The sequence below is a fragment of the Streptomyces sp. NPDC001889 genome (genome assembly GCF_053594535.1).
In genome coordinates this window covers 100,075-122,763 of sequence record NZ_JBSFER010000019.1, presented here as the reverse complement: position 1 = coordinate 122,763, position 22,689 = coordinate 100,075, and the positions used below count along the sequence as shown (strand labels likewise).

Annotated in this window: 17 protein-coding genes and 1 pseudogene; 5 read left to right on the top strand and 13 right to left on the bottom strand. The window is 73.0% G+C overall.

Going from position 1 to position 22,689, the window contains the following annotated elements:
* Window positions 1–3: 3 nt before the first annotated feature.
* The 8 genes from ACWCRA_RS22820 to ACWCRA_RS22785 all read right to left on the bottom strand — a co-directional run bounded on the left by ACWCRA_RS22820 (window position 4) and on the right by ACWCRA_RS22785 (window position 10,409).
* Window positions 4–1,335 carry a hypothetical protein gene (locus ACWCRA_RS22820; RefSeq protein WP_351545323.1) on the bottom strand — a complete coding sequence of 444 codons (1,332 nt, stop codon included), beginning with the start codon at window positions 1,333–1,335 and terminating at the stop codon, window positions 4–6.
* 877 nt (window positions 1,336–2,212) lie between these two features.
* On the bottom strand, window positions 2,213–3,199 hold the full coding sequence (locus tag ACWCRA_RS22815) for an N-acetylglucosamine kinase (RefSeq protein WP_351545320.1): 987 nt from the start codon (window positions 3,197–3,199) through the stop codon (window positions 2,213–2,215).
* Window positions 3,190–4,455 carry a 6-phospho-beta-glucosidase gene (locus ACWCRA_RS22810; protein ID WP_351545317.1) on the bottom strand — a complete coding sequence of 422 codons (1,266 nt, stop codon included), beginning with the start codon at window positions 4,453–4,455 and terminating at the stop codon, window positions 3,190–3,192. Before ACWCRA_RS22810 ends, ACWCRA_RS22815 begins: the two co-directional genes overlap by 10 nt.
* Window positions 4,456–4,462: 7 nt before the next feature.
* Window positions 4,463–5,359, bottom strand: coding sequence for a carbohydrate ABC transporter permease (locus tag ACWCRA_RS22805; protein WP_351545315.1), 897 nt, complete (start codon window positions 5,357–5,359; stop codon window positions 4,463–4,465).
* A gap of 2 nt (window positions 5,360–5,361) precedes the next feature.
* The gene (locus ACWCRA_RS22800; protein WP_351545313.1) at window positions 5,362–6,303 is read right to left on the bottom strand and encodes a carbohydrate ABC transporter permease; all 942 of its coding nucleotides are present in this window, start codon (window positions 6,301–6,303) and stop codon (window positions 5,362–5,364) included.
* Window positions 6,304–6,317: 14 nt separating this feature from the next.
* Window positions 6,318–7,655 (bottom strand): ABC transporter substrate-binding protein, encoded by a 1,338-nt coding sequence (locus ACWCRA_RS22795; RefSeq protein ID WP_351545310.1) that lies wholly within the window; start codon window positions 7,653–7,655, stop codon window positions 6,318–6,320.
* Window positions 7,656–7,860: 205 nt separating this feature from the next.
* A complete protein-coding gene (locus tag ACWCRA_RS22790; RefSeq protein WP_351545307.1) occupies window positions 7,861–9,081 on the bottom strand; it encodes an ROK family transcriptional regulator in 1,221 nt (406 codons plus the stop codon).
* Window positions 9,082–9,326: 245 nt separating this feature from the next.
* Complete coding sequence (locus tag ACWCRA_RS22785; RefSeq protein ID WP_451068453.1) at window positions 9,327–10,409, bottom strand: mechanosensitive ion channel domain-containing protein; 1,083 nt, start codon at window positions 10,407–10,409, stop codon at window positions 9,327–9,329.
* Between the two features lie 274 nt (window positions 10,410–10,683).
* Between ACWCRA_RS22785 and ACWCRA_RS22780 the strand changes: the two genes are divergently transcribed.
* Window positions 10,684–11,220 (top strand): HNH endonuclease, encoded by a 537-nt coding sequence (locus tag ACWCRA_RS22780; protein WP_351545305.1) that lies wholly within the window; start codon window positions 10,684–10,686, stop codon window positions 11,218–11,220.
* A gap of 137 nt (window positions 11,221–11,357) precedes the next feature.
* Here ACWCRA_RS22780 and ACWCRA_RS22775 read toward each other — a convergent pair whose 3' ends face one another.
* On the bottom strand, window positions 11,358–14,294 hold the full coding sequence (locus ACWCRA_RS22775; protein WP_451068452.1) for a beta-N-acetylglucosaminidase domain-containing protein: 2,937 nt from the start codon (window positions 14,292–14,294) through the stop codon (window positions 11,358–11,360).
* A gap of 286 nt (window positions 14,295–14,580) precedes the next feature.
* On the opposite strand from ACWCRA_RS22775, the gene ACWCRA_RS22770 reads away from it, so the two are divergent.
* From ACWCRA_RS22770 to ACWCRA_RS22760, 3 genes and pseudogenes are all read left to right on the top strand, one after another.
* Entirely contained in the window at window positions 14,581–14,886 is a 306-nt protein-coding gene (locus tag ACWCRA_RS22770) for a hypothetical protein (RefSeq protein ID WP_351545299.1), read from the top strand.
* Between the two features lie 9 nt (window positions 14,887–14,895).
* Window positions 14,896–17,090 (top strand): annotated as a pseudogene (malQ, locus tag ACWCRA_RS22765) (4-alpha-glucanotransferase).
* Entirely contained in the window at window positions 17,033–17,269 is a 237-nt protein-coding gene (locus ACWCRA_RS22760; RefSeq protein WP_351545294.1) for a hypothetical protein, read from the top strand. Before malQ ends, ACWCRA_RS22760 begins: the two are co-directional and overlap by 58 nt.
* Window positions 17,270–17,762: 493 nt before the next feature.
* On the opposite strand, the gene ACWCRA_RS22755 is transcribed toward ACWCRA_RS22760, so the two are convergent.
* From ACWCRA_RS22755 to ACWCRA_RS22740, 4 genes are all read right to left on the bottom strand, one after another.
* Entirely contained in the window at window positions 17,763–18,104 is a 342-nt protein-coding gene (locus ACWCRA_RS22755; protein ID WP_351545291.1) for an STAS domain-containing protein, read from the bottom strand.
* Between the two features lie 23 nt (window positions 18,105–18,127).
* Window positions 18,128–19,234 (bottom strand): cobalamin B12-binding domain-containing protein, encoded by a 1,107-nt coding sequence (locus ACWCRA_RS22750; protein ID WP_351545288.1) that lies wholly within the window; start codon window positions 19,232–19,234, stop codon window positions 18,128–18,130.
* Entirely contained in the window at window positions 19,231–20,850 is a 1,620-nt protein-coding gene (locus ACWCRA_RS22745; RefSeq protein WP_451068477.1) for a PP2C family protein-serine/threonine phosphatase, read from the bottom strand. The genes ACWCRA_RS22750 and ACWCRA_RS22745 overlap by 4 nt, the downstream gene beginning before the upstream one ends.
* A 265-nt stretch (window positions 20,851–21,115) precedes the next feature.
* Complete coding sequence (locus ACWCRA_RS22740; RefSeq protein ID WP_351545282.1) at window positions 21,116–21,649, bottom strand: MarR family winged helix-turn-helix transcriptional regulator; 534 nt, start codon at window positions 21,647–21,649, stop codon at window positions 21,116–21,118.
* A gap of 95 nt (window positions 21,650–21,744) precedes the next feature.
* Here ACWCRA_RS22740 and ACWCRA_RS22735 point away from each other — a divergent pair, with 95 nt between their 5' ends.
* Window positions 21,745–22,683 (top strand): EamA family transporter, encoded by a 939-nt coding sequence (locus ACWCRA_RS22735; RefSeq protein WP_451068451.1) that lies wholly within the window; start codon window positions 21,745–21,747, stop codon window positions 22,681–22,683.
* Window positions 22,684–22,689: the final 6 nt, after the last annotated feature.

Here is a 22,689-nt window from a genome sequence, read left to right as displayed (position 1 = left end):
CTCTCACCGGTACTCCGCCAGTCTGCGGTTGACGCCGAGGATCGCGCCCGCGGCACCCAGCACCCCGAGCGCCGCCGCCCCGGCGGGCAGCCCGCCCAGGGCGTCCCGGCCGTCCCGGGCCGCCCGGCTGAACTCGCTCTGCTCGTGGGCGAGTGCCCGCTCCAGCGCCGCGTCCACCGTGTCGAAGGACTCGCCGGTGGAGTCCTCCGCCCCGATGACCTTCTTCAGGGCGCCCTCGTAGTTCCCGGCCCGGTCGGTCGTGCCGGCGTCCCGGTGCCGGGACTGCCACTCGCCCATGCCGGCCTCGGCGGCCTCGACGGGCGCACGGCCCGCGTCGTCGTCCGCCAGCCGCGCGGCCCGCTCCAGGCCCTCGCGGAGCTCGACCATCCCGGCGGCGTACTCCGTCTCGTACTTGTCGTTCCTGCCGTCGTCGGTGAGGACGGCGCCGCGCGCCACGAGCACGAGGTTCTCGTTGGCGCGGGCCTTGAGGGAGTCGATACGGGCGTCGTTGAGCACTCTCAGAGAGCTCTGGCCGTGCTCCCGCGCCTCGGTCAGCCGGTCGCGGGCCACGGTGTGGCCGGCGGCCAGCCACAGCAGGACGACGGTGGTGGCGGCGGTCGCGGCGAGCAGCCCGGGGTTGAACACCCGGTTGGTCCGCAGATACAGGCGCCGCTGGGACCAGCCGAGCCCGCCGAGCGCCAGCAGACCCGCCGCGAGGGAGAAGACGGGCCAGAAGGACGCCTTCTCGTCGTCCCGGTCGAGCCGGGCCGTCTCCGCGTCGTACAGCCTCTGGGCGGCGGGCAGCAGGACCTTGGTCATCTGCTCGTTGGCGAAGCGCAGATACGCGCCGCCGAGGGGGAGGCCCTGGCGGTTGTAGGCGCGGGCGGTCTCGATCCGGCCGGTGTAGACCGGGAGTTCCGCGTTGAGCGTGGTGATCTGGCGGCCGGACTCGCTGGCGGCGTCGGTGTTCGTCGCCGCCTTGACCAGGAGCCGGGAGGCGAGGGCGATGTCCTTCTCGTACCGCTCGCGGACGCCCGGGGGTTCTTTGACGGCGCCGGCCAGGAAGCCGCCGGCCGCGGCGGTGTCCGCGTCCGCGAGGGAGCGGTAGACGGAGGCGGCGTCGGCGCTCAGGGGCTGGCTGCGGCTCACCACGTCGTCGGCGGCGGAGGCGCGGTCGGAGACCTCCACGGCGGTGACCGCGCCGAAGGCGACGACCAGGGCGGCGAGGACCGCGCCGACGATCCGCAGCCGGCCGGGTTCGGTGGTGGTGGCGGTGCGGAGCCGTGAGCGGCCGGCGGGAAGGGGTGCGGGGCGCACCTGTGGTGGGTGTGTCATGTGACCTCCCCCTGGGTCGCTGACGGCGGCCCGCGGGCCGGCGGGTCGGAGGGGGTGTCCCCTTGGCGTGAAGTATGGCCGTCGTGACCGACAATCACAGCCTGTTGACTGGATCTTGTGGCGATCCGTGTGACATCCCCCTCCTGAATACGCCCCAGCCCCCTGATCGGTTCCCGCCCCCGGCGGGGGGAACCCTGCCGGGGGCAGCTCCGGGAGAGTCCGAGGACGACCCCCGCGCGACGGGCGGCCCGAGCGCAATCCCAGCCCGTCCGGCCTTTGAGGACGGCCCCCGCGCCACGTGCGGCCCGAGCAGTTTCAGCCCGTCCGGCGTTTGAGGACGGACCCGGCGCGACGGGTGGTCGCACCGGGCAAGACGCAGCCCGTCCGGCGTTTGAGGACGGACCCTGTGCCACAGGACCCCGCACGGTGCGGGCCCGGGTCGGGGGCCGGCCCCCGAACCCCCGCGCCTCAATCGCCGGCGGGGCTGGGTTTGCTCGGGTCTCCCGGCGGGGGCCGGGTGGGTGCGCCTCAATCGCCGGCGGGGCCGGGTTTGGCTCGGGTCCCCTGGCGGGGCTGAATCATCCAGTCGGTCTGGGGGTACTCCCGGAGGCTGAGTTCGAGGACAGCCCCTGTGCGCCAGGGCCTCGCACAAACCCAGCCCGCCCGGGGGCACCTCCCGGAGGCGGCTCTGGGCGACCCTGCGCGACAGGCCCCCGCACGAACCCAGCCCGTCCCGTGTTTGAGGACGCCCCCTGCGCCACGGGCGGCCCGAGCAGTTTCAGCCCGTCCGGCGTTTGAGGACGGACCCTGTGCGCCAGGACCCCGCACAAATCCAGCCCGTCCAGCCGCTCCTGCTGACTGCCCCCCCGTGGGGGCCTCAGGCGTACTGGGTGCGGAGGCGGGTGTGGACCTCCTGGGGGGAGGCGAGGTGGTCGAAGGCCAGGAGGGCCGCGCCCAGGACCGGGGGAGCGGTCACCACCGAGAGGCGGGCCTTGGGGGCGCGGGCCCCCATCATCGCCGTGAGGTGGGCGTCCAGCTCGGGATGGCGCGCCGCCAGCACCCCCCCTCCCAGCACCACCGGCGCCTCCTCCTCCAGCAACCCCAGCTTCCCCAGCGCCACCGCCGACATCGCCACCACCTCCTGCGCCAGCCGCCTCACCACATGCCGCGCCACCGGGTCCCCCGCCGCGCTGGTCGCGAAGAGCACCGGCGTCAGCTCATGCGTACGGGCGTACGGGATGACCTCCCGGTGCAGCGCCTCGATCAGCGCGTACATCGAGTCGAGACCGAAGTGCGCGGGCAGCGTCCGCGCCAGCTCCGTCGCCTCGCCCCGCCCGTCCTCCGCCCGCGCCCCGTACCAGAGCGCCTCCTCGGCGAGCCCCTGCCCGCCGCCCCAGTCCCCGGAGATCTTCCCGATCGCCGGATAGCGGGTCGTCCGGCCGTCCGGCAGCATCCCCACGCAGTTGATGCCCGCGCCGCACACCACCGCCACACCCCGGGGCTCGTCGACCCCCGCCCGCAGAATGGCGAAGGTGTCGTTGCGCACCCGGGTCGTACGGCCCCACCCCCGGGCGTGCAGGGCGGCGCTCAGCTCCTCCTCCTCCACCGGGAGGTCGGCGTTGGCGAGACAGGCCGACACATGCTCGATCCCGTCGGTCCTCGCCCCCTGCGCGCGGGCCTTCGCCAGCGCCTCCTCGACGGTGACCGCGAGCAGGTCCACCGCCGCCCCGATGCCGACCCTCGGCGGCTGGAAGCCGTGGTGCCCCCGCACGGACGCCAGCACGGCGCCGTCGGGGCCGACCACGGCCACATCGGCCTTGCTGTTGCCCGCGTCGATGGCGAGGACTGAAGCGGTCACGCCCACGCCAGGTGCTCCCGGTTGTGCGCGACGAGCCGGTCGGTGAGCGCCTCGGCGTACTCGTACTGGCCGATCAGCGGGTGGGACAGCAGCGCCTTGAAGACCCGGTCCCGACCGCCCCGCAGGGCCGCCTCCAGCGCCAGGTCCTCGTACGCCGTGACGTTGGCGATGAGCCCCGCGTACAGCGGGTCGACCGTGCGCACGGGCAGCGGCGACGCCCCCTGGGCGCCCACCGACGCCTGCACCTCGATGACGGCGTCGTCCGGGAGGAAGGGGAGCGTGCCGGCGTTGCGGGTGTTGACCACCTGGCAGGGGCTGCCGCCCCCGCCCAGCAGCGAGGCCGCGAGATCGACGGCGGCCTCCGAGTAGAAGGCCCCGCCGCGCTTGGCGAGCAGTTCGGGCTTGGTGTCCAGCGCCGGGTCCGCGTACAGCTCCAGGAGCTGCTTCTCCATCGCGGCCACCTCGGAGGCCCGGGACGGCTTGGTCCGCAGCTCGCGCACGACCTCGTCGTGCGCGTAGAAGTAGCGCAGATAGTACGAGGGCACCACGCCCAGGCGGTCCAGCAGCGGCCGCGGCAGGCTCAGGCTCTCCGCGATGGAGGCGCCGTGCTCGGCCAGCAGCCCGGGCAGCCGGTCCTCCCCGCCGGGCCCGCCGATCCGCACCCCGGTCTCCCAGGTCAGATGGTTGAGACCGACATGGTCCAGATGCACATCCGCGGGCGCGACATCGAGCAGCGCGGCGAACCTGCGCTGGAAGCCGATGGCCACATTGCAGAGCCCGACGGCCTTGTGCCCGGCCTGGAGCAGCGCCCTGGTCACGATCCCCACCGGGTTGGTGAAGTCGATGATCCAGGCGTTGGGGTTGGTGCGCCGCACCCGCTCGGCGATGTCGAGCACGACCGGCACGGTGCGCAGGGCCTTGGCGAGCCCTCCGGCCCCCGTGGTCTCCTGGCCGACGCAGCCGCACTCCAGCGGCCAGGTCTCGTCCTGGAGCCGGGCCGCCTGCCCGCCCACGCGGAGCTGGAGCAGGACGGCGTCGGCGTCCGCGACCCCCGCGTCCACGTCGGAGGTCACCACGATCCTCCCCGGGTGGCCCTGCTTGGCGAAGATCCGCCGGGCCAGCCCGCCGACGAGTTCCAGCCGGTCGGCGGCCGGGTCGATGAGCACCAGCTCGCTGATGGGGAGCGTGTCCCTCAGCCTGGCGAAGCCGTCGATCAGCTCAGGGGTATAGGTGGACCCGCCACCCACGACTGCGAGCTTCATACGTGTGTTAGCCCTTCACTCCGGTCAGTGTGACGCCTTCGACAAACGCCTTTTGGGCGAAGAAGAAGACGAGGATCACAGGGGCCATGACCATCACGGTCGCGGCCATGGTCAGATTCCAGTCGGTGTGGTGCGCGCCCTTGAAGGATTCCAGACCGTAGCTGAGCGTCCACGCCGCCGGGTTCTCGGAGGCGTAGATCTGCGGGCCGAAGTAGTCGTTCCAGGCGTAGAAGAACTGGAACAGCGCCACCGCGGCGATTCCCGGTCTGGCCATCGGCAGAACGACCTTGAGCAGGGTGCGCACTTCGCCGCAGCCGTCCACCTTCGCGGCGTCGATGTACTCGTTGGGAATGGTGAGCAGGAACTGGCGCAGCAGGAAGATGGCGAACGCGTCGCCGAACGCCATCGGAATGATCAGCGGCCAGAGCGTGCCGGTCAGATCGAGCTGCTTGGCCCAGAAGAGATACATCGGGACGATGATCACCTGGGGCGGCAGCATCATCATCGAGATGACCAGCATCATCGAGAGCCGCTGTCCCCGGAAGCGGAACTTGGCCAGTGCGTAGGCCACCGGGATCGAGGAGACGACGGTGAGAACCGTTCCGACGCCCGCGTACAGCAGGGTATTGCGCCACCAGGTCAGATATCCCGGTGTGTCCAGCACCCTGGTGTAGTTGCCCCACTCCCAGGTGGTGGGAATGAGATCGCGGGTCAGCGTCTGCTGATTGCTCATCAGCGAGGTCAGAATGACGAAGACGAAGGGGAGGACGAAGAACAGGGCCGCCGCTATGCCCAGGGAGTGCACCGCGATCCAGTGCAGCAGCGCCTTGCGGCGCGCGGTGCGCGCGGCGGGGGTGAGGGAGACGTTCCGTGCCGCGGGTTTTCTCTCGACGATCTGCGCCATGGTCAGTCACCCATCCGGATAAGGCCGCCGCGCCGCCGCATCAGAAGTGCGGTGAAGACCATGGCGAGTGCGAACAGCACGAGGGCGACGACGGACGCCGTCCCGTAGTCGAAACGCTGGAAACCGGCGTTGTAGACGATCTGCGGCAGGGTCAGAGTGGATTTCTCCGGATACCCGGGTTCGAACTGCTGCCCGCTGCCGCCCATGTTGCCGGACGCGACCTTCGCCGCGACCAGGGGCTGTGTGTAGTACTGCATGGTCGCGATCACCCCGGTGACCACGGCGAAGAGCACGATGGGCGAGATGTTCGGCAGGGTGACGAAGCGGAATCGCTGCCAGGACGACGCCCCGTCCAGCTCGGCCGCCTCGTACTGCTCCCTGGGCACGTCGAGCAGGGCCGCCATGAAGATCACCATGAGATCCCCGACACCCCAGAGCGCGAGCAGGGTGAGCGCGGGCTTGGACCAGTCGGGGTCGGTGAACCAGGTCGGGGGCGAGAGGCCGATCGTCTCCAGGACCGTGTTCACCGGTCCCGTGCCGGGGTTGAGCAGAAAGACGAAGGCCAGTGTCGCGGCCACCGGCGGGGCGAGATAGGGCAGGTAGAAGAGGGTGCGGAAGACTCCCGTACCCGTCTTGAGCTTGGTGATCAGCAGTCCGATGCCGAGGCCGAAGACCACCCGGAGGGTGACCATGACCAGCACCAGCCAGAGCGTGTTGCGCAGCGCGGGCCAGAACATCGGGTACTCGGTGAAGACATATGTCCAGTTGTCCAGGCCATTGAAGACCGGGGGCCGGAAGCCGTCGTACCGCATGAAGGAGAAATAGACGGTGGAGATCAGCGGATAGGCGAAGAAGACGCTGAAGCCGATCAGCCAGGGCGAGAGGAAGGCCACCGTCCGAAGCGCCGACCGGCGGCGCTTCGAACGCAGGGTGTTGGTGGTCATCGTGTTCCGTGTCGCTACTTCAGCTTGGCGATGTCGGTGTCGATCTGGCGGGCCGCCTTCTCCAGGCCGGCCTTCAGATCCTTCAGCTTGCCCGACTCGTAGCGCAGGCCCACGTCCTGGAGCGTCAGATGGTAGGCGCCGCCGTCGACATTGGCGGGGCTGGAATTGGACTTGGGGTGCTGGGCGATGTCGATGAAGGTCTGGAACGCGGCATCGTGCTTGAGGTCGGGCGACTTCAGCGCCTCGATGGTGGAGGGCACATTGCGGATGCCGTTGGAGAAGGCCACCACCGCGTCCGTGTCGGTGGTCATGTACTTCACCAGTTCCCAGGCGGCGTTCTGCTTCTTGCTGGTCGCGGCGATACCCATGATGGTGCCCGCGAGATAGCCCTTGCCGTAGTCGGCGATCTGGTCGTCGGGCACGGGCAGCGGGGCGGTGCCGATCTCGAACCCGACGCCGGCGTCCTTGGCCATGCCCAGCCGCCATTCGCCGTCGAGCTGCATGGCGACCTGACCGGTGTGGAAGGGGTGCTTGGCGCCCCATTCGTCACCGAAGGTGTTCCGGTACTTCTTCAGCTTCTCGAAGCCGCCCAGCTTGTCCACGAGCTGCTTCTGATAGGTGATCATGTCGGCGAACGCCGGGTCCTTGACGATGTTCGACTTGCCCTCGGCGTCGAAGTAGGTCGGGGACCACTGCGGGACGTAGTGGGAGATCGTCGTCTCGTAGCCGTGGTAGTTCGGCATGAAGCCGAGCTGCTCGTAGCTGTCGCCCTTGGTCTTCGTCAGCTTCTCGGCGACCTTGTCGAACTCGCTCCAGGTCTTCGGCGGCGCCTTGATGCCCGCCTTCTTGTACGCGTCCTTGTTGTAGTACAGGCCGTAGGCGTCGCTCAGCAGGGGCAGGGTGCACTGATTGCCGTCGAACTGGCTGTAGTCCAGCAGCGGCTTGTGGAAGACCTTCTGCGCGTCGATCCCGGACTTCTTCAGGAACGGGTTGAGGTCGACGAAGGCGCCCGAAGCGCAGAACTTCCCGACGCTGGTGGTGGTGAAGGAGGAGACCACGTCCGGAGCCTTGGAACCGCCCGCCCGCAGCGCCTGGTTGATCTTGTCGTCGGTCATATTGCCGACGATCTTGACGTCGATGTTCCGGTGCGCGGCCTTGAACCGGTCGACGTTGTCCTGAATGGCCTTGACCTCGCTGGGAGCCGACCAGCCGTGCCAGAACGTGAGGGTCGTCCTCGCGTTGGGATCGTCGGATGCCGCGTTCTCGGACGACCCCGTACAGGCGGAGGCGAAGAGGGATATGGCGGCGGTGGCGGCGAGCGCGGCGGCGGATTTCCTGGTGCGTATGGACATGGCGGTGTCTCCCTGATGCGGGTCAAGTGTCGTGACGCGGGAAGGGTCTGTGCCTGTCGTGCTGTCGGAGGGGGCGGGCCGGTGTCGGGGGGGTCGGGGGTCGGGGGTCGGGGTGTGTCGGGGTGTGTCGGGGACGGTGCGGCGGTCTGCGGTCGTGCTGTCGGTGGGGACGGGGTCGCGGTGGGGGCCGGGGTCGGGGGTGCGGTCAGCGGGAGGTGTCGAAGACGTCGTCCCGCGTGGTGGCGAGGGCGCTCTCCAGCGCCCCCCGCAGGACCGGGTGTTCGCGTACGGAGCCGATGACGAGCCGGGGCCGGGGCGCGGCCAGCTCGGCCAGCTCGGACTGGACCCGGGCGCGCAGCGGCTCCCCGCCGGCGGCGATCGGCTCCCCGGAGAGGACCACCAGCTCGGGGTCGAGCAGGGCGACCATGGAGGCGAGCCCGGTCGCGAGCCCGGTGGCGTACCGGTCGAGGAACTCCCGGTACGGCCCCGAGCCGGCCCCGGAGGCCCGGGCCACCAGTTCGGCGGCGACCTCGACGTACGGGCCCTGGCGGACCTCCCGGACCCCCAGCTCGCGGGCGAGGCGGGGCAGCACCTGGGCGCCGGCCAGCTCCTGGAAGCCGCCGCTGTTGGCCCGGGTCACCTGTCGGACCAGCGGAGTGCCGGGCACCGGCAGGAAGCCGACCTCGCCCGCGCCCCCGGTGAAGCCCCGGTGCAGCCGCCCGCCGATGACGACGGCCGCGCCGAGGCCCTCCTCGTTCCAGAGGAGGACGAAGTTCTCCATGCCGCGTGCCGCGCCGAGCCGCTGCTCGGCGACGGCCACCAGATTGACGTCGTTCTCGTACTCCACCGGCATCGGCAGCTCGGCTGCCAGCTCGTCCAGCAGGGTGGCCGAGTGCCAGCCGGGCAGATGGGAGGCGTACCGCAGCCGCCCGGTGGACGGGTCGAAGGCGCCGGGGGTGCCGATGACCAGGCGGTTGATGTCCGCCCGGGTGAGCGAGGCGGCCTTGACCGCCCCGTCGAGGGCCTCGGCCACCTGGCGCACGGCGTTGGTGTCGCGGCGGCGCGGGGTGGGCAGCTCGAACTCCCCGACCGTGGCGCCGGTGACATCGGCGACGGCCGCGCGGATGCGCTGCGGGGTGACATCGGCGCCCGCCGCGTGGGCGGCGCGGGCGTTGACCGCGTACAGCTGTGCGTTGGGCCCCGGCCGGCCCTCCGTCGTGCCGGTGGCGACGACCAGACCGGCCGCCTCCAGCCGGGCGAGGAGCTGGGACGCGGTGGGCTTGGAGAGCCCGGTGAGCTTGCCGATCCTGGTGCGGGAGAGGGGCCCGTGGGCGAGGAGCAGATCGAGCGCGGCGCGGTCGTTCATGGCGCGGAGCACCCGTGGAGTACCCGGAGTGGTCCCCGGGACAGTAGTGGTTTCAGCCATGTCGGACACCCCTGCCTTTCGACCGTCACCGTTCTCACCTGGACTGTTAGGAAAGTTTCCTATCCCGTGGGGAGAAACTAAGCCGCTTGTCGGGCGGGCGTCAATGGTCCATGCCTGGGCGTGTGCCAATCCGTTACCTTCCCAGGGAACCCGTCATGAGCACATCACCGCGTGGCCGGGGTGCGGCGCGGGGCGAGCGCGATCGGCCCCCGCCGGGTGGGCGGGGGCCGATCGGGGGAGGCGGTCTACTTCGTCAGATTCGCCGGCGGCGGTATCGGCGAGGCGGCCAGGGACTGCGGGGAGGTCGGGCTCGCCAGCGCCGACGGGGGAGCGACCGAGGCGGCCGGGTCCGCCGCCGGGCTCTCGTCCGCCGGCAGCGGCAGCCCGCCGACGATACGGATGCCCGCCGCGTCGAACGCGTGCTTGATCCGCCAGCGCAGCTCCCGCTCCACCCCGAGCGCCTTGCCCGGCATGGTCTTCGCCGAGAGCCGCACGGTCATCGAGTCGAGCAGCACCTCGGTGAGGCCCAGGATCTCCACCGGGCCCCAGAGCTGCTCGTTCCACGGCTCGGCCTTGGCCAGCCCGTCGGCGACCTCGCCGATCACCTTCCGCACCCGGTCCAGGTCCTCCGTCGGGCGGACCGTCACATCGACGGCCGCCGTCGCCCAGCCCTGGCTGAGGTTGCCGATCCGCTTGATCTCGCCGTTGCGCACGTACCAGATCTCGCCGTCGTCGCCGCGCAGCTTGGTCACCCGCAGACCCACCTCGATGACCTCGCCCGAGGCGACGCCCGCGTCGATGGAGTCACCGACCCCGTACTGGTCCTCCATGATCATGAAGACACCGGAGAGGAAGTCGGTCACCAGGTTCCGGGCGCCGAAGCCGATCGCGACGCCCGCCACACCCGCCGACGCCAGCAGCGGAGCCAGATTGATCTTGAACGCGCCGAGGATCATCAGCCCGGCCGTGCCGAGGATCAGAAACGACGCCACCGACCGCAGCACCGAGCCGATCGCCTCCGACCGCTGCCGCCGCCGCTCCGCGTTGACCAGCAGACCGCCGAGCGCGGTCCCCTCCACCGCCTGGGCGGAACGGTTCATCCGCGCTATCAGCTTGGTCAGCGCCCGGCGCACCAGCATCCGCAGCACGATCGCGACGATCAGGATCAGCGCGATACGGAGGCCGGTGCTCAGCCAGGTGGACCAGTTCTGCTCCACCCAGCCGGCGGCATCCGTCGCCTGCCTGGCCGCCTCGTCGAAACCCGACGGGGCGGCCGGCTCCGACGGGCCGTCGGAGGGCGGCGGAACGGACAGGGGGGTCGTGGTCACGAGGGATGACCTCCAGGCAGGGTACGGCTGGCCAACCACACTAACGGCGCCCTCGCCCGGGCCCCGTTGTCGTGCCCCGGGGAGAGAGAAGACTCACCCGGGGGCGGCCGGGGATGAAAACGGCCCGCCGGGCGTTGTCAGGGGTGATGTGGTCGAAAACACTTCGAGCCCGTTACGGCGACGTGGTGGCGCTCGGACCTGGCCTGAGGGGAGACTGAGGGCAGATCGTCCCGGCGCGAGCCACGCGCCGCCGGCGTACAAGGAGGCATCCACCGTGCCGCACGTCCTGGTCCTCAACGCGTCGTACGAGCCCCTCGGCGTCGTACCGCTCCGCCGCGCGCTCGTCCTCGTGCTGGAGAACAAGGCCCTGTGCCTGGAGGAGTCCGGCGCCTTCATGCACAGCGCGACCCGGGTGATCGCCGCGCCCAGCGTCGTCCGGCTGAAGCGGTTCGTCCGGGTGCCCTACCGGGGGCCCGTCCCGCTCACCCGCAAGGCGCTCTTCGCGCGTGACGGCGGGCGCTGTATGTACTGCGGGGCCGTGGCGACCAGCGTCGACCACGTCGTGCCGCGCAGCCGGGGCGGACAGCACGTCTGGGACAACGTCGTGGCGGCCTGCCGCCGCTGCAACCACGTCAAGGCGGACCGGCATCTGCGGGAGCTGGGCTGGAGACTCCGCCACCAGCCCGAACCGCCCAGCGGACTGGCGTGGCGGATCATCGGGACCGGACACCGGGACCCCCGATGGCTGCCTTACCTCCAACCGTATGGAGCGGAGGACGCGATGGCCCGGATCGACGGCGTATCCGCCTAGAGCCAGGCCTCTTTTTTGTCCCCGGACACCCTCGCGGGTCTCTTCCCGGGCACCCCGGCGGGCGGCACCCGGTCACCTCCGCGACCGGGTGCCGGGCCGTGCCGGGTCGGTCCGGAGAGGTCCGGAGAGGCCCGGCGTCACCGCTCCGCGACCGCGTACGCCTCCACCGACCACAGCGAGTAGCTGAACCGGGTCGCGCGCTCGTCGCCCAGGACGCGGATGAACCGCACGTCCCGGCTGTCCATCCGGATCGCCTCCCGGCCGCCCCGCCCGTCGTCCACCGCCGCCGCCGTCCGCCAGTCGCGGCCGTCCGCCGAGACCTGGATGCGGTACGCCGCCGCGTACGCCTCCTGCCAGTGCAGCACCACCTGCCCGAGCCGCACCGGACGGGGCAGCTCCGCCTGCCACCAGGCGCTGTCCTCGACCGGTGAGGACCAGCGCGTCTCCGGGTCGTCGTCGAGCACCCCCGACGCCGGGAAGTCGGGGGTCTCGTCGCCCGAGGACGACGCGGTGACGCCGTCCCCGCGCAGCAGGTCCGGTCCCGAGGTGCGGGGGAACGCGCGGACGGTGAGGGTCCGCTCCTGGCCGGCGAACGACAGCGGAACCCGGTACTCCCCGGCGGGCGTGTCCGCCGGTACGGAGACCTCCACCGGCACCGTCGTCCGCACCCCCCGGGGCACCGTCGTCCGCTCCGGCGCCCGCACCTCGATGCCGGCGGGCGGCTCCGCCTTCAGCGTGCCGCGCACCTCGTCGGGGCGGCGCGGCGTCAGCCGTACGCCGGTGCGCTGCGGGCCGCCGCCGATGACCGCGTCCGCCCGGCTGTGCTCCAGCGAGATCCCCGCGGCCGGCTCGTCGGCGAACCAGGGCACCACCGCCCGCACGGCCGGCTGTCCACCGCCCTCCGGGACGACCCGGATCGCGTCCACCCGCAGCCCCCGGCCGTCCGCCTGGGTCCAGCCGCCCGCGGCGAGCGGGCCCAGCGAGCGCCAGCCCTCACCGGGCACCCGGACCTCCAGCCGGGCGGGGCCGTCGCCCGGCTCGGTCATCGCCGTGACCGCGCGGACCGGACGGGCCCGCTCCAGCCGTACGGTGCCGTCGTCCCCCCTCTCACCCGCCCGGTCCGCCCCCGTCCACGCGCGCGACTCCTTCACCGCCCGCTCCAGGAAGGGCTCCAGCACCCCCTTGCCGACCGTCGCCCTGCTGCCCGCCGGCCCCGTCTCCGGCTCCGCGCGCAGCCGCTCCAGCTCCAGGAAGGCGCGCCAGCCCCGCTCCCCGTCACCGGCGGACTGGGCCAGGAGCATGTCCATGGCCACCTCACCCGCCCGGCCGTACCGGGAGAGCCCGTCGAGCCACGGGCGCACCTCGTCGTCCAGCCGGCCGCCGGCGGGCCCCTTCAGCCGTTCGGGCGCCTCGCGCATCACGGTGAACTCGGCGCGCAGCGCGGCAGCCGCCCGGTCGCGGCCGGCCCCGTCCGCGGAGCCGCGCAGCCGCCAGAAGTCGTCGATGAGCGGGGTGAGATAGCGCGACTCGACGGGATCGAGGATCGAGGAGGAGTGGTTGCCCGCGAGCGCCCGCAGCGCCGCGCGGGTCCGGGAGTCCCCGCCCGCGAGATCGGATATGGCCGCCTCCCAGGACTCCCGGGGCCGGTATCCGCGCGGATTCCAGCTGTAGTCGGCGGTGGTGAAGAGCGGGATACGGGAGGCCGACGCCTGCTCCATCGCATTGGCGAGCAGCGCCGCGGAGCCGCTCGCGACGGCCGGGTCCCGCCCCGTGTACGGGCCGAGGAAGATCCGGTCCTGGGCGTAGTCGTTGACCGGGTAGTTGTCCATGGTGACCAGTGGATGGCCGAAGACCTCGCGCGCGCCGGCGAGTTCCCGGCCGGTGATGGTGCGCGGCACCACGCCGACACCCGTCCAGGCGACCTGGACCCGGGGGTCCAGCGCGCCCGCGAGAGCGCGCCGGTAGTCGGTGGCGCCGTCCTGGTAGAACTCGGTCGGCATCAGGGAGAGCGGCTCGGCCCCGGGGTGGCGCTCCACCAGATGGCGGGAGACCGCGTCCGCCACCCGGGCCTGGGCGCGGGCCGCCGCGCCGGGGCCCGAGCCGAAGGCCGCCGCGTCCTCGCGGCAGTGCCACTCGCTGTAGCTGACGTCCTGGAACTGGAGCTGGAAGGCGCGCACCCCCAGCGCCCACATCGCGTCGATCTTGCGGAGCAGCGCCCGGACATCGCGCTCGTCGGCCAGGCACATCTGCTGGGCCGGGGCCACCGCCCAGGCGAGGGTGACATGGTTGTCCCGCGCGCGCTCGGCCAGTTCGCGGAAGCCGGCGCGCTGGGCCGCCGGGTAGGGCTCGCGCCAGCGGGCCTGGCGGAAGGGGTCGTCCCCGGGGGCGTAGAGATAGCGGTTCTGCTTGGTCCGGCCCATGAAGTCGATGTGGTCGAGCCGCTCCTGAGGGGTCCACGGCTCGCCGTAGAAGCCCTCGGTCGTCCCGCGCACCGCCGTGCCCGGCCAGTCGCGCACGGTGGCGCCGGCCACCGCGCTTCCCTTCGAGGGGGTGCGGACGATCAGCTGACGCAGCGTCTGGGCGCCGTGGAAGAGACCGCTCTCGCCCACTCCGTCGAGGGCGACCGTGCCCCGGCCGCGGATCTCGCCGACCGCGATCCGGTAGCCGCCCGAGGGCAGATCGGCGCGTTGAGGCGCGCGCAGGGCGCGCAGGGCGTCCTGCGCGCCCTGGCCGCCGATGTGGAGCAGCGGTCCGCGCCCCGGCAGTCCGGTGTGGACCGTGCGCACCCCGGCGTCGCCGAGCTGCCGCCGGATCAGCTCCACCGCCCGGGGGTCGGCCCCGGGCGCGGCGACGAGGGTGGCCTCGGTGCCCAGCGGAACGGCCTCCCCCGCCGCCTCGATGAACTGCGGACGGGGCCAGACCGGGGGCGGGGCGCCCTCGTCGCGGGGGCCGGCGGCGGTACGGGCCGGGGTGTGCGGGTCGGCGGGGGCGGCGACGGCGCCCTGCGCTCCCGAGAGGAGACCGCCGATGACGGCGACGGCGACGGCCGTCCGCCTCCTGCGCGCGAGCCGCACGTTTGTCTCCTTTGGGTCCCCTGATGGTCACTGTTTGGTTGCGAGCCCACCACCCCTGGCCTGAACGTGTCAACGGGCGTGGCCGATGTGCGCCTTTTGCCGGTCGCGACGGGGTGGCGGGAGGTGCCGGGCGGCGGGGCGGGAGAGCGCCGGGGAAGGTGCGACACACCGGGAACCAAATGTGACGCGGAACACGTTGACTGATCGAATACGTCTGCGGTGGAGCCCGCTGGGTAGGGCTGCACTGACCGGTAAGTGCCCGTACCGTCTGTTGGGAGTGTCATCCATGACCGCATCCGCCCATCTGCTGCTCTCCGCCATCACCACCCGGGCCGCCGCCGATGAACAGATCCCCGGCCCCCGGACCCTCTCGGGAAAACCTTCGGCGCACGGCCCGCTCAGCGAGAAACCCTGGGGCCCGGGCACCCCGCTGATGGACGAGCCGCCCGCCTTCGCGCCCCTCACCAGTGAACCGCCGCTGCCCGACGCCGCCCCTCTCACCAGCGAGCCCCCGCTCTCCGGCATAGCTCCCCTCACCAGCGAGCCGACGGCCGCCGGATTCACCGGCGGCTCCCAGTCCCCAGGAGTCTGAGGAGACCGCATGGGCCTTGCCAGGCTCGCCGCGCTGCACGGGGTCGCCACCTCCCGCACCACCTCCGAGGGCGTGAGCGCCCCCGTCCCCGAGGCCACCGTCGTCGCGGTCCTCGCCGCGCTCGGCGTGGACGCCACGGGCCCGGCCGCGCTCCGGACCGCCCTGGAGCGGGCCGAGTCCACCGCCCGGGAGCGGCTGCTGCCCCCGTCCGTGGTCGTCTGGCGCGAGACCCCCGAAGGAGCGGAGGAGACCGGCGGCCCCGGCCCCACAGCCCTCGGCCGGCTCCCCGCCGGCACGGCCCTGCGCGTCCTGCTGGAGGACGGCACCGAGACCGGCGACTGGCGGGGCGTGCCCTGGGGAGTGCACCGGCTGACCGCCAGGGCGCCCGACGGCCGCGGCGGGGAGAGCCTGCTCATCGCCGCCCCCGCCCGCGCCCCGAGCCCCCCGGAGCGCACCCACGGCTTCCTCGTCCAGCTCTACTCCCTGCTCTCCGCCCGCTCCTGGGGCATGGGCGACCTCGGCGACCTGGCCGAGCTTGCGGCCTGGTCCGGCCGGGCGCTGGGCACCGGCTTCCTCCAGGTCAACCCCCTGCACGCGGGCGTCCCCGCCCCCGCCGGCGGGGCCGGTGACCCCTCCCCGTACCGCCCCTCGTCGCGCCGCTTCCCCGACCCCGTCCATCTGTGCGTCGAGTCCATTCCCGAGTACGCGCGGCTGGCCGGCCGGGACCGCGACCGCGTCGACGACCTGACCGAGCGGGCCGCACGGCTGCGCGAATCGGTGCTGGCCAAGGGGGCGCTGATCGACCGGGACGCCGTCTGGGCGCTGAAGCGCGAGGCCCTGGAGGTGATCGGCCGCGTCCCGCTGGGGCCCGGCCGGCACGCCGCCTACTGCGCCTTCCTCGCCCGGCGGGGCCGCGCGCTGGAGGACCACGCCCTGTGGTGCGCCCTCGCCGAGGTCCACGGGCCGAACTGGCGCTCCTGGCCCGCCGGTCTCGGGGACCCCCGGTCGTCCGCCTCCGCCCGCGCCCGCCACGAGCTGGTGGAGCGGACCGACTTCCACTCCCGGGCCGTCTGGTACACCGACTGCCAGCTCGCAAAGGCGGACCGGGCGGCCCGCGAGGCGGGCATGGGCATCGGCATCGTCCACGACCTCGCGGTCGGCGTGCACCCCGAGGGCGCCGACACCTGGGCCCAGGGCGAGCTGTTCGCCTCCGGCATCTCCATCGGCGCGCCCCCGGACGCCTTCAACGCCCACGGCCAGGACTGGGGTCTGCCGCCCTGGCGCCCCGACTCCCTCGCCGCCTCCGGGTACGCGCCGTTCCGGGAGCTGCTGCGCGGGCTCCTCCGCCACGCGGGCGCGCTCCGGATCGACCATGTGATGGGCCTCTTCCGGCTCTGGTGGGTTCCCGGGGGCCGCCCGCCCACCGACGGCACCTATGTCCGCTACGACGCCGAGGCGATGCTCGCCGTCCTCGTCCTGGAGGCCCACCGGGCGGGCGCCGTCGTGATGGGGGAGGACCTCGGCACCGTCGAGCCGGGGGTACGGGAGGACCTGGCCCGGCGCGGAGTGCTCGGCACCTCCGTCCTCTGGTTCGAGCGCGACTGGGCGGGCTCGGGCGAGCCGCTGCCGCCCGACGCCTGGCGCGAGGGGTGTGTGGCCACCGCGACCACCCACGACCTGCCGTCGACCGCCTCCCGGCTGACGGTGGACCATGTGGAGCTGCGGGACCGGCTGGGGCTGCTGACCCGGCCCGCGCGGCGCGAGCGCATCCGGGAGCGGATCGAGGTCCAGGAGTGGCTGCGGCTCTTCCGGAGCCTCGGGCTGCTCCCGGAGGACGAGGTGGGCGAGGAGGCGTACATCCGGGCGGTCCACCGCTTTCTGCTGGCGACCCCGGCGCGGATGGTCGGCGTCTGGCTGCCGGACACGGTGGGGGACCTCCGCCCCCAGAACCTCCCCGGCACCTGGGACCAGTATCCGAACTGGCGGCTGCCGCTGGCGGACGCGGACGCCCGTCCGCTCACCCTGGAGCAGCTCGCCGCCTCCCCCCGGCTGCACGCGCTGATGAAGGTGTTCGCCTGAGGCGGGGTCCCGCCCGTACGGCACCCCCGGGCGCGCGGCTCGATCCGCCGTTCGCTACGTTGGCACCGTGGACAAGAAGAACGCTTTGCGCGCCGGCACCGTCACGGCCGGATCGACGCTCATGATGCTGCTCCTGTCGTCGCCGGCGCTCGCCCTGACGCGTGACGACGGGGATGACCCGGGCCAGGGGCTGAGTGTGATGGAGACGCTGGGGCTGTTTGTTGTCGCGCCGCTGGTGATCTTTCTGGTGATCGCGGGTCTGGTGATGGTTCTCGACAAGTCGAGGAAGCAGGAGCAGGCCTGACCGTACGGCTCCACCGCCGTACCCGCGCCCCGGCCCCCACCGGCCCCGGGGCGCTTCCTCACGCCCACCGAGCCCCGAGCGGCCCCGGCCCCGCCGGTGTGGGGTGCGCCCATCCGGCTCCGCCCGTGTGAGTGGGCTCGGCCCGTCGAGGTGAGGTGGGCCCGCCCGGCCTCCGCCCGTGATGTGTGAATGGGCTCGGCCCGTCGAGGTGAGGTGGGCCCGCCCGGCCTCCGCCCGTGATGTGTGAGTGGGCTTGGCCCCGCCGGTGTTCGGGGTGCACCCGCCGCCCCGCCGGCGGCTGGGCGGCACCACCCCAGCCCTTCTGGCGGTTGGGGCCGCACCACCCCACTCCCTCCGGGCGGGCCGAGGCACGAAATCCAGCCCCTCCGGCGTTTGAGGAGCGGGGGTTCGGGGGCCGGCCCCCGACCGTGGCCCGCACCGTGCGGGCACCTGTGGCGCAGGGGCCGTCCTCAAGCCCGGGCCGACGGAGGGCTCAAGGGGTGGGCGGGGTGGTCAGGTGGTCGTAGGTGCCGGTCAGCTCCAGCAGGCGGCGCAACCCCGGGCCGATGTCGTCCAGATGAAACGCCACCCCCTCCCCGCAGGCCGACCGATGGATCTGCAGCAGCGCCGACAACCCCATCGAATCCACCACCTCCAGCTCGCGGCAGTTCAGCCGCAGCTCCTCGACATCCCGGCGCTCGTCGAGCGCCGTCCGCACCCTCCGGAGAAGCTCACCGAAGGTGTCGTAGTCCAGGTCGCCACTGAGGGCCAGGCTCACGGTGCGCGGGCCGTGCGGGCCGGCGGGGGAGGGGGTCGCGTCGGGAGAGGTCGTCACGAGGTTCGTCCAGCGTCTCGGGGTCAGGGGCGGGAGGCGAGCGCCGAGCGCCCGGTGTCGATGATGCCGCGGGCGCGCGGGAAGTCGCGCAGTTGCTCCGCCAGCAGGTCCAGAGCGGGTACGAGGGACCGCGCGGGCACCCCTCGGGCGGTGAGGACATCGGCGGTCCAGGTCAGAAACCCCGCGAAGATCTCCGGGGCGTCGATGTACAGGGCCGCGGTGAGGAAGTCGACGACATGGGCGAGGTCCTCCGCCGTCCGCTCCCGCTGCTCGTCGCCGTACTCCCGCATCGCCGGGAAGCGTTCCTCCAGCCGCTGGAAGGTGTCGCGCACCAGGCGCGCGGAGGAGTGGGCGACCATGGCGTACTCCTGGTCGGCCAGGTGCGGCAGATCGTCCACCGACTGGTGGGCCGGCGCCGGCTGGGGCAGGGGCCCGGCGGCGAGCCGGTCGGCCGCGGCGCGTGCGTGGGGGGCCCACGCCTCCGCGCCCAGCAGCCGCGCGTACCGTCCGTCGCTGCCGAAGGCGAGCCCACCCACCATCACCGGGGTCCCGGCGGCCTGGCACGCGGTGATCGCGGTGTGGGCCAGCGGCAGCCGGGGGGAGAGGGAGCTGGACAGACAGACCGCGTCCGGTGCGGTGCGGTGGATATGGCTGATCAGATGCGCGGTGGGCACCTGCGCGCCCAGATAGTCCACCCGCCAGCCCCGCAGCCGCAGGGTCTCCGCCACCAGGCGCGCGGGCAGCGCGTGCCACTCCTGGTCCACGCAGGCGACCGTGACCCTGCCCCGGCTGGTCGCGGGGCGGTGGACGGGCAGGGTGGCGATGACGCGGTCGTTGATGGCGGTGGCCGCGTGTTCACCGGCCACGCTCATACGGTTGGCGGCCCACTCGGCCCCGACCCGGTGCTGGACGGCGGCGACCACGTCCAGCAGCACCGCCTCGGGCTCCAGCCCCGCCCGCAGGGCGTCGTCGGCGACATCGAGGGCCGCCAGTTCGTCCCCCGCCCGGACGGCGGCCCAGAGCCGCTCGACCCACCGGTCGTCCCGCTCGTCGCCGTCGGGCGCGGCGGGGCGAACGGGGGCGGCCGGGCTGTCGGGGCCGTCCCGGAGGTCGGTGGTGCGCGTGGTCATGCCGTATACCTGCCCCGTGTTCTCCCGTTCACGGCACTGAGATGGGCACCGCGGGGGGCGGTGATCGCCATGACGGCGATGTCGTCGTGGCGCCCGCCGCCGATCCACTGGGACGCGACCATCTGGATGCGCTCCACGACGGCCTCGGCCGGCATGTTGGCGCACTCGGCCGCGGCGCGCCGGAGGCGCTGGTCGCCGAACATGGTGTCGCCCAGCGGACCGCCCACGGCCTCGGTGACACCGTCGGTGAAGAGCAGACACGTCTCACCCGGCGCGAGCCGGACTTCGGCCGTGCGGGAGGTGACGACCGGCAGCACGCCGATCAGGGTCCCGCGCGTGTCGACCTCCTCCACGGTCCCGTCGCGCCGCACGACCAGCGGCGGGGGGTGCCCGGCCGAGGTCAGCCGCAGCGCCACATGGCTCTCCTCGCGGCGGACGGAGGCCATCACCAGGGTCGCGAAGCGGGTGTGGTGGCTGGTGAGCATGGCGTTGTTCAGCAGCCGCAGCATCGTGGCGTGGTCCCCGGCCATCGGCAGCAGGGCGTGCAGGGTGTTGCGGATCTTGCCGGTGAGCACCGCCGCTTCCAGCCCCTTGCCGGCCACGTCCCCGAGGACGGCGAGGGTCTCGGGGAAGTCCTCGCTGGGCGAGTGGACATCGTAGAAGTCGCCGCCGACCCGCTCGGTGTCCGTGCTGGGCCGGTACCCGCCCGCGAACTCCACCCCCTCGACCTGCCGCAGCGTCGGCGGCAGCAGCTCGCGCATGAGGGTGTCGGAGATCGTGTTCTGCTCCGCGTACAGGCGCGCGGCCGACATCGCCGCGCCGGCCCGGGCGGCGAACAGCCCGGCCAGGGTCTCCTCGGCCTCGGTGAAGGCGGCGTGCTTCGCCCGGCGCAGCAGGATCAGCGCGCCCGCCGGTACGCCGTGACCGGGCAGCGGTGTGATCGCCAGCGAGCCCACCTCGCCGAAGCCCTCGGGAACCAGCCAGTCCGGTGCCGTGGCGGGGTCGATCCACCGGGAGGGCACCGGCGGGAACCCCCGCAGCGCCTCCGCCAGTCCGGGCACGGTGTCCGGCTCCTCGCCGACCGAGCCGCGGGTGAACTCGCCCCGGTGGTCGCAGCCGACCACCGGCAGCCTTCTGGCGGCGGTGGGCGCGATGACCAGGGCGGCGTCGGCCAGATGCTCGGTGGCCAGCCGCGCCGTGACCTCCATGCACCGGTCCAGGTTCAGCGAGGCCAGCAGGGCGCTGGAGGCCTCGGTGAGGAAGTGGGTGCGCCCGCGCTCCGCCGCCAGCTCGTCCACGGCGGTCCGGTAGGCGGTCTCCTCGACCAGCCACCACACGGTGCCGCCGTCCGGGAGGACGGAGGGACGCGCCGCGAACGACCGGTCCCCCACCGCGCCGCCCACGGGGGCCGGGTGAGGGGCTTCGCCGGCGGTCACGAGCCAGGCGGGGCCGGTCAGGGCCCGCCCGGCGCGGGCGTCGGGGAGCAGTTCGCGGGCCGCGTCGTTCAGTTCCACGACCGTTCCGTCCGCGCCGGTGACCACCACGGGACAGGGGGCGTCGGCAGCGCTCAAGGTGCTGGTGGCACCGGTGGTGTGGGAGCCGACGGGGGAGGACATCATGTGAACGGGGCCCCTACGCGTGGTCCCTCACCTCACTCAGCGAAGACGACAGATGTTCAAGAACAGTCCCGCACTGTGGTGGCACTGTGCAACCACCGGACCGGTCACGGGCCCCTGTCGGCGACCGGCTGAGCGGTTCCCTGGGCACAGACTCATGACGATTGCCCGCAAGCCGGGCACCGGGGCCGTGCGAAGTTTCACACCGTGTCCACAGGCGGCCGGGGTGCCGGGCCCGGTGCGGGCGGCGCGGGGACGGCCGGGGTCAGACCGGGTGCGCGCCCATCAGCCGGCGGAGCAGATCGGCGAGCTGCTCCGCCTGCTCCGCGCTGAGCGCCGCGTCGAACACCTGGTGCTGAAGCGCCAGCCCGGCGGTCACCGCCTGCTCGATCACCTCCAGGCCCCGCTCCGTGAGCGTGACCCTCAGGCCCCGCCGGTCGTCCGGGTCGGGGCTGCGGGTGAGCAGGCCCGCCCTCTCCAGCTTGTCGAGACGGCCGGTCATCCCGCCGGTGGTCAGCATCAGCGCGGCCGACAGCTCTCTCGGCGAGAGCGTGTAGGGCTCCCCGGACCGCCGCAGCGCCGAGAGCACGTCGAACTCGCCGCGGCTGACGCCGTACCGCCGGTACTCCCTCTCCTGGAGATCCCCCATGGCGCGGGCGATGCGGTAGATGCGTCCGTACGCGGCCATCGGGCCGGTGTCGAGATCCGGCCGCACCGCCGCCCACTGGTCGACGATCGCGTCCACGGCGTCCCGGGCCGGGGCCCGCGTTCCGGGCCCCGGGGCGGTTGAGGAGTTCATGGGGCGATTATCGGACGCCTTCCGCTTGGCTGCAAGTAAGCGGCATGCGGTTAAGCATCTTGACGGTAAGTAGCTTAGAGGTAAGCTATCTCACCATGAACCGAGCAGCCGTCATCGCCCTCACCGCCCTCGCCCCGATCTCCTGGGGCTCCACCTATGTGGTCACCACGGAGTTCCTGCCACCCGACCGACCGCTGTTCACCGGGCTGATGCGAGCCCTCCCCGCCGGTCTGCTGATCCTCGCGCTCACCCGGGTGCCGCCGCGCGGGGCCTGGTGGTGGCGGGCGGCCGTGCTGGGCGCGCTCAATATCGGGGCGTTCTTCCCGCTGCTCTTCCTCGCCGCCTACCGGCTGCCCGGCGGGGTCGCGGCCGTCGTCGGCTCGGTCGGGCCGCTCTTCGTGGTGGGCCTCGCCGCGCTGCTGCTGGGCGAGCGCCCCACCACCCGTACCCTGCTCACCGCGATCACCGCGGCCCTCGGGGTGAGTCTGGTGGTGCTGCGCGCCGGAGCCGCCTTCGACCTCATCGGTGTCCTGGCCGGGCTCGCGTCGTCCGTGTCGATGTCCGCCGGAGTGGTGCTGACCAAGCGCTGGGGCCGGCCCGAGGGCGTCGGCCCGCTGGTGATGACGGGCTGGCAGCTCACCGCGGGCGGGCTGCTGATAGCCCCGGTCGCGTTTCTGGCCGAGGGCGCGCCGCCCGCGCTCACCGGCACCAACGCCGCGGGCTATCTCTATCTCGCGCTCGCCAACACCGCCGTCGCCTACTGGCTCTGGTTCCGGGGCATCGAGCGGCTCACCGCCACCTCCGTCACCCTGCTGGGCCCGCTGTCGCCGATCACGGCCGCGGCCATCGGCTGGGCGGCGCTGGGCGAGGCGCTCACTCCCGTACAGCTCCTGGGCATGGTGGTGGCCTTCGCCGCGACCCTGGCCGGACAGCTCGGGCCCCGTCGTGAACGGGCCGTGCCCGCCGTGGCCTCGGGGCCCGAGCCGCTGCCGGACCCGGTCCCCGGCCACCGGGGCCCGGGGCCGAGGGTCTGAGGGCCA

Bases quoted from the DNA above. Each gene is read 5' to 3' on its own strand.
- ACWCRA_RS22770 (WP_351545299.1), top strand. From the start codon at position 14,581: ATGACCGCATCCGCCCATCTGCTGCTCTCCGCCATCACCACCCGGGCC.
- ACWCRA_RS22790 (WP_351545307.1), bottom strand. From the start codon at position 9,081: ATGGCTGAAACCACTACTGTCCCGGGGACCACTCCGGGTACTCCACGG.
- ACWCRA_RS22805 (WP_351545315.1), bottom strand. From the start codon at position 5,359: ATGGCGCAGATCGTCGAGAGAAAACCCGCGGCACGGAACGTCTCCCTC.
- ACWCRA_RS22745 (WP_451068477.1), bottom strand. From the start codon at position 20,850: ATGTCCTCCCCCGTCGGCTCCCACACCACCGGTGCCACCAGCACCTTG.
- ACWCRA_RS22800 (WP_351545313.1), bottom strand. From the start codon at position 6,303: ATGACCACCAACACCCTGCGTTCGAAGCGCCGCCGGTCGGCGCTTCGG.
- ACWCRA_RS22795 (WP_351545310.1), bottom strand. From the start codon at position 7,655: ATGTCCATACGCACCAGGAAATCCGCCGCCGCGCTCGCCGCCACCGCC.
- ACWCRA_RS22820 (WP_351545323.1), bottom strand. From the start codon at position 1,335: ATGACACACCCACCACAGGTGCGCCCCGCACCCCTTCCCGCCGGCCGC.
- ACWCRA_RS22740 (WP_351545282.1), bottom strand. From the start codon at position 21,649: ATGAACTCCTCAACCGCCCCGGGGCCCGGAACGCGGGCCCCGGCCCGG.
- ACWCRA_RS22810 (WP_351545317.1), bottom strand. From the start codon at position 4,455: ATGAAGCTCGCAGTCGTGGGTGGCGGGTCCACCTATACCCCTGAGCTG.
- ACWCRA_RS22750 (WP_351545288.1), bottom strand. From the start codon at position 19,234: ATGACCACGCGCACCACCGACCTCCGGGACGGCCCCGACAGCCCGGCC.
- ACWCRA_RS22735 (WP_451068451.1), top strand. From the start codon at position 21,745: ATGAACCGAGCAGCCGTCATCGCCCTCACCGCCCTCGCCCCGATCTCC.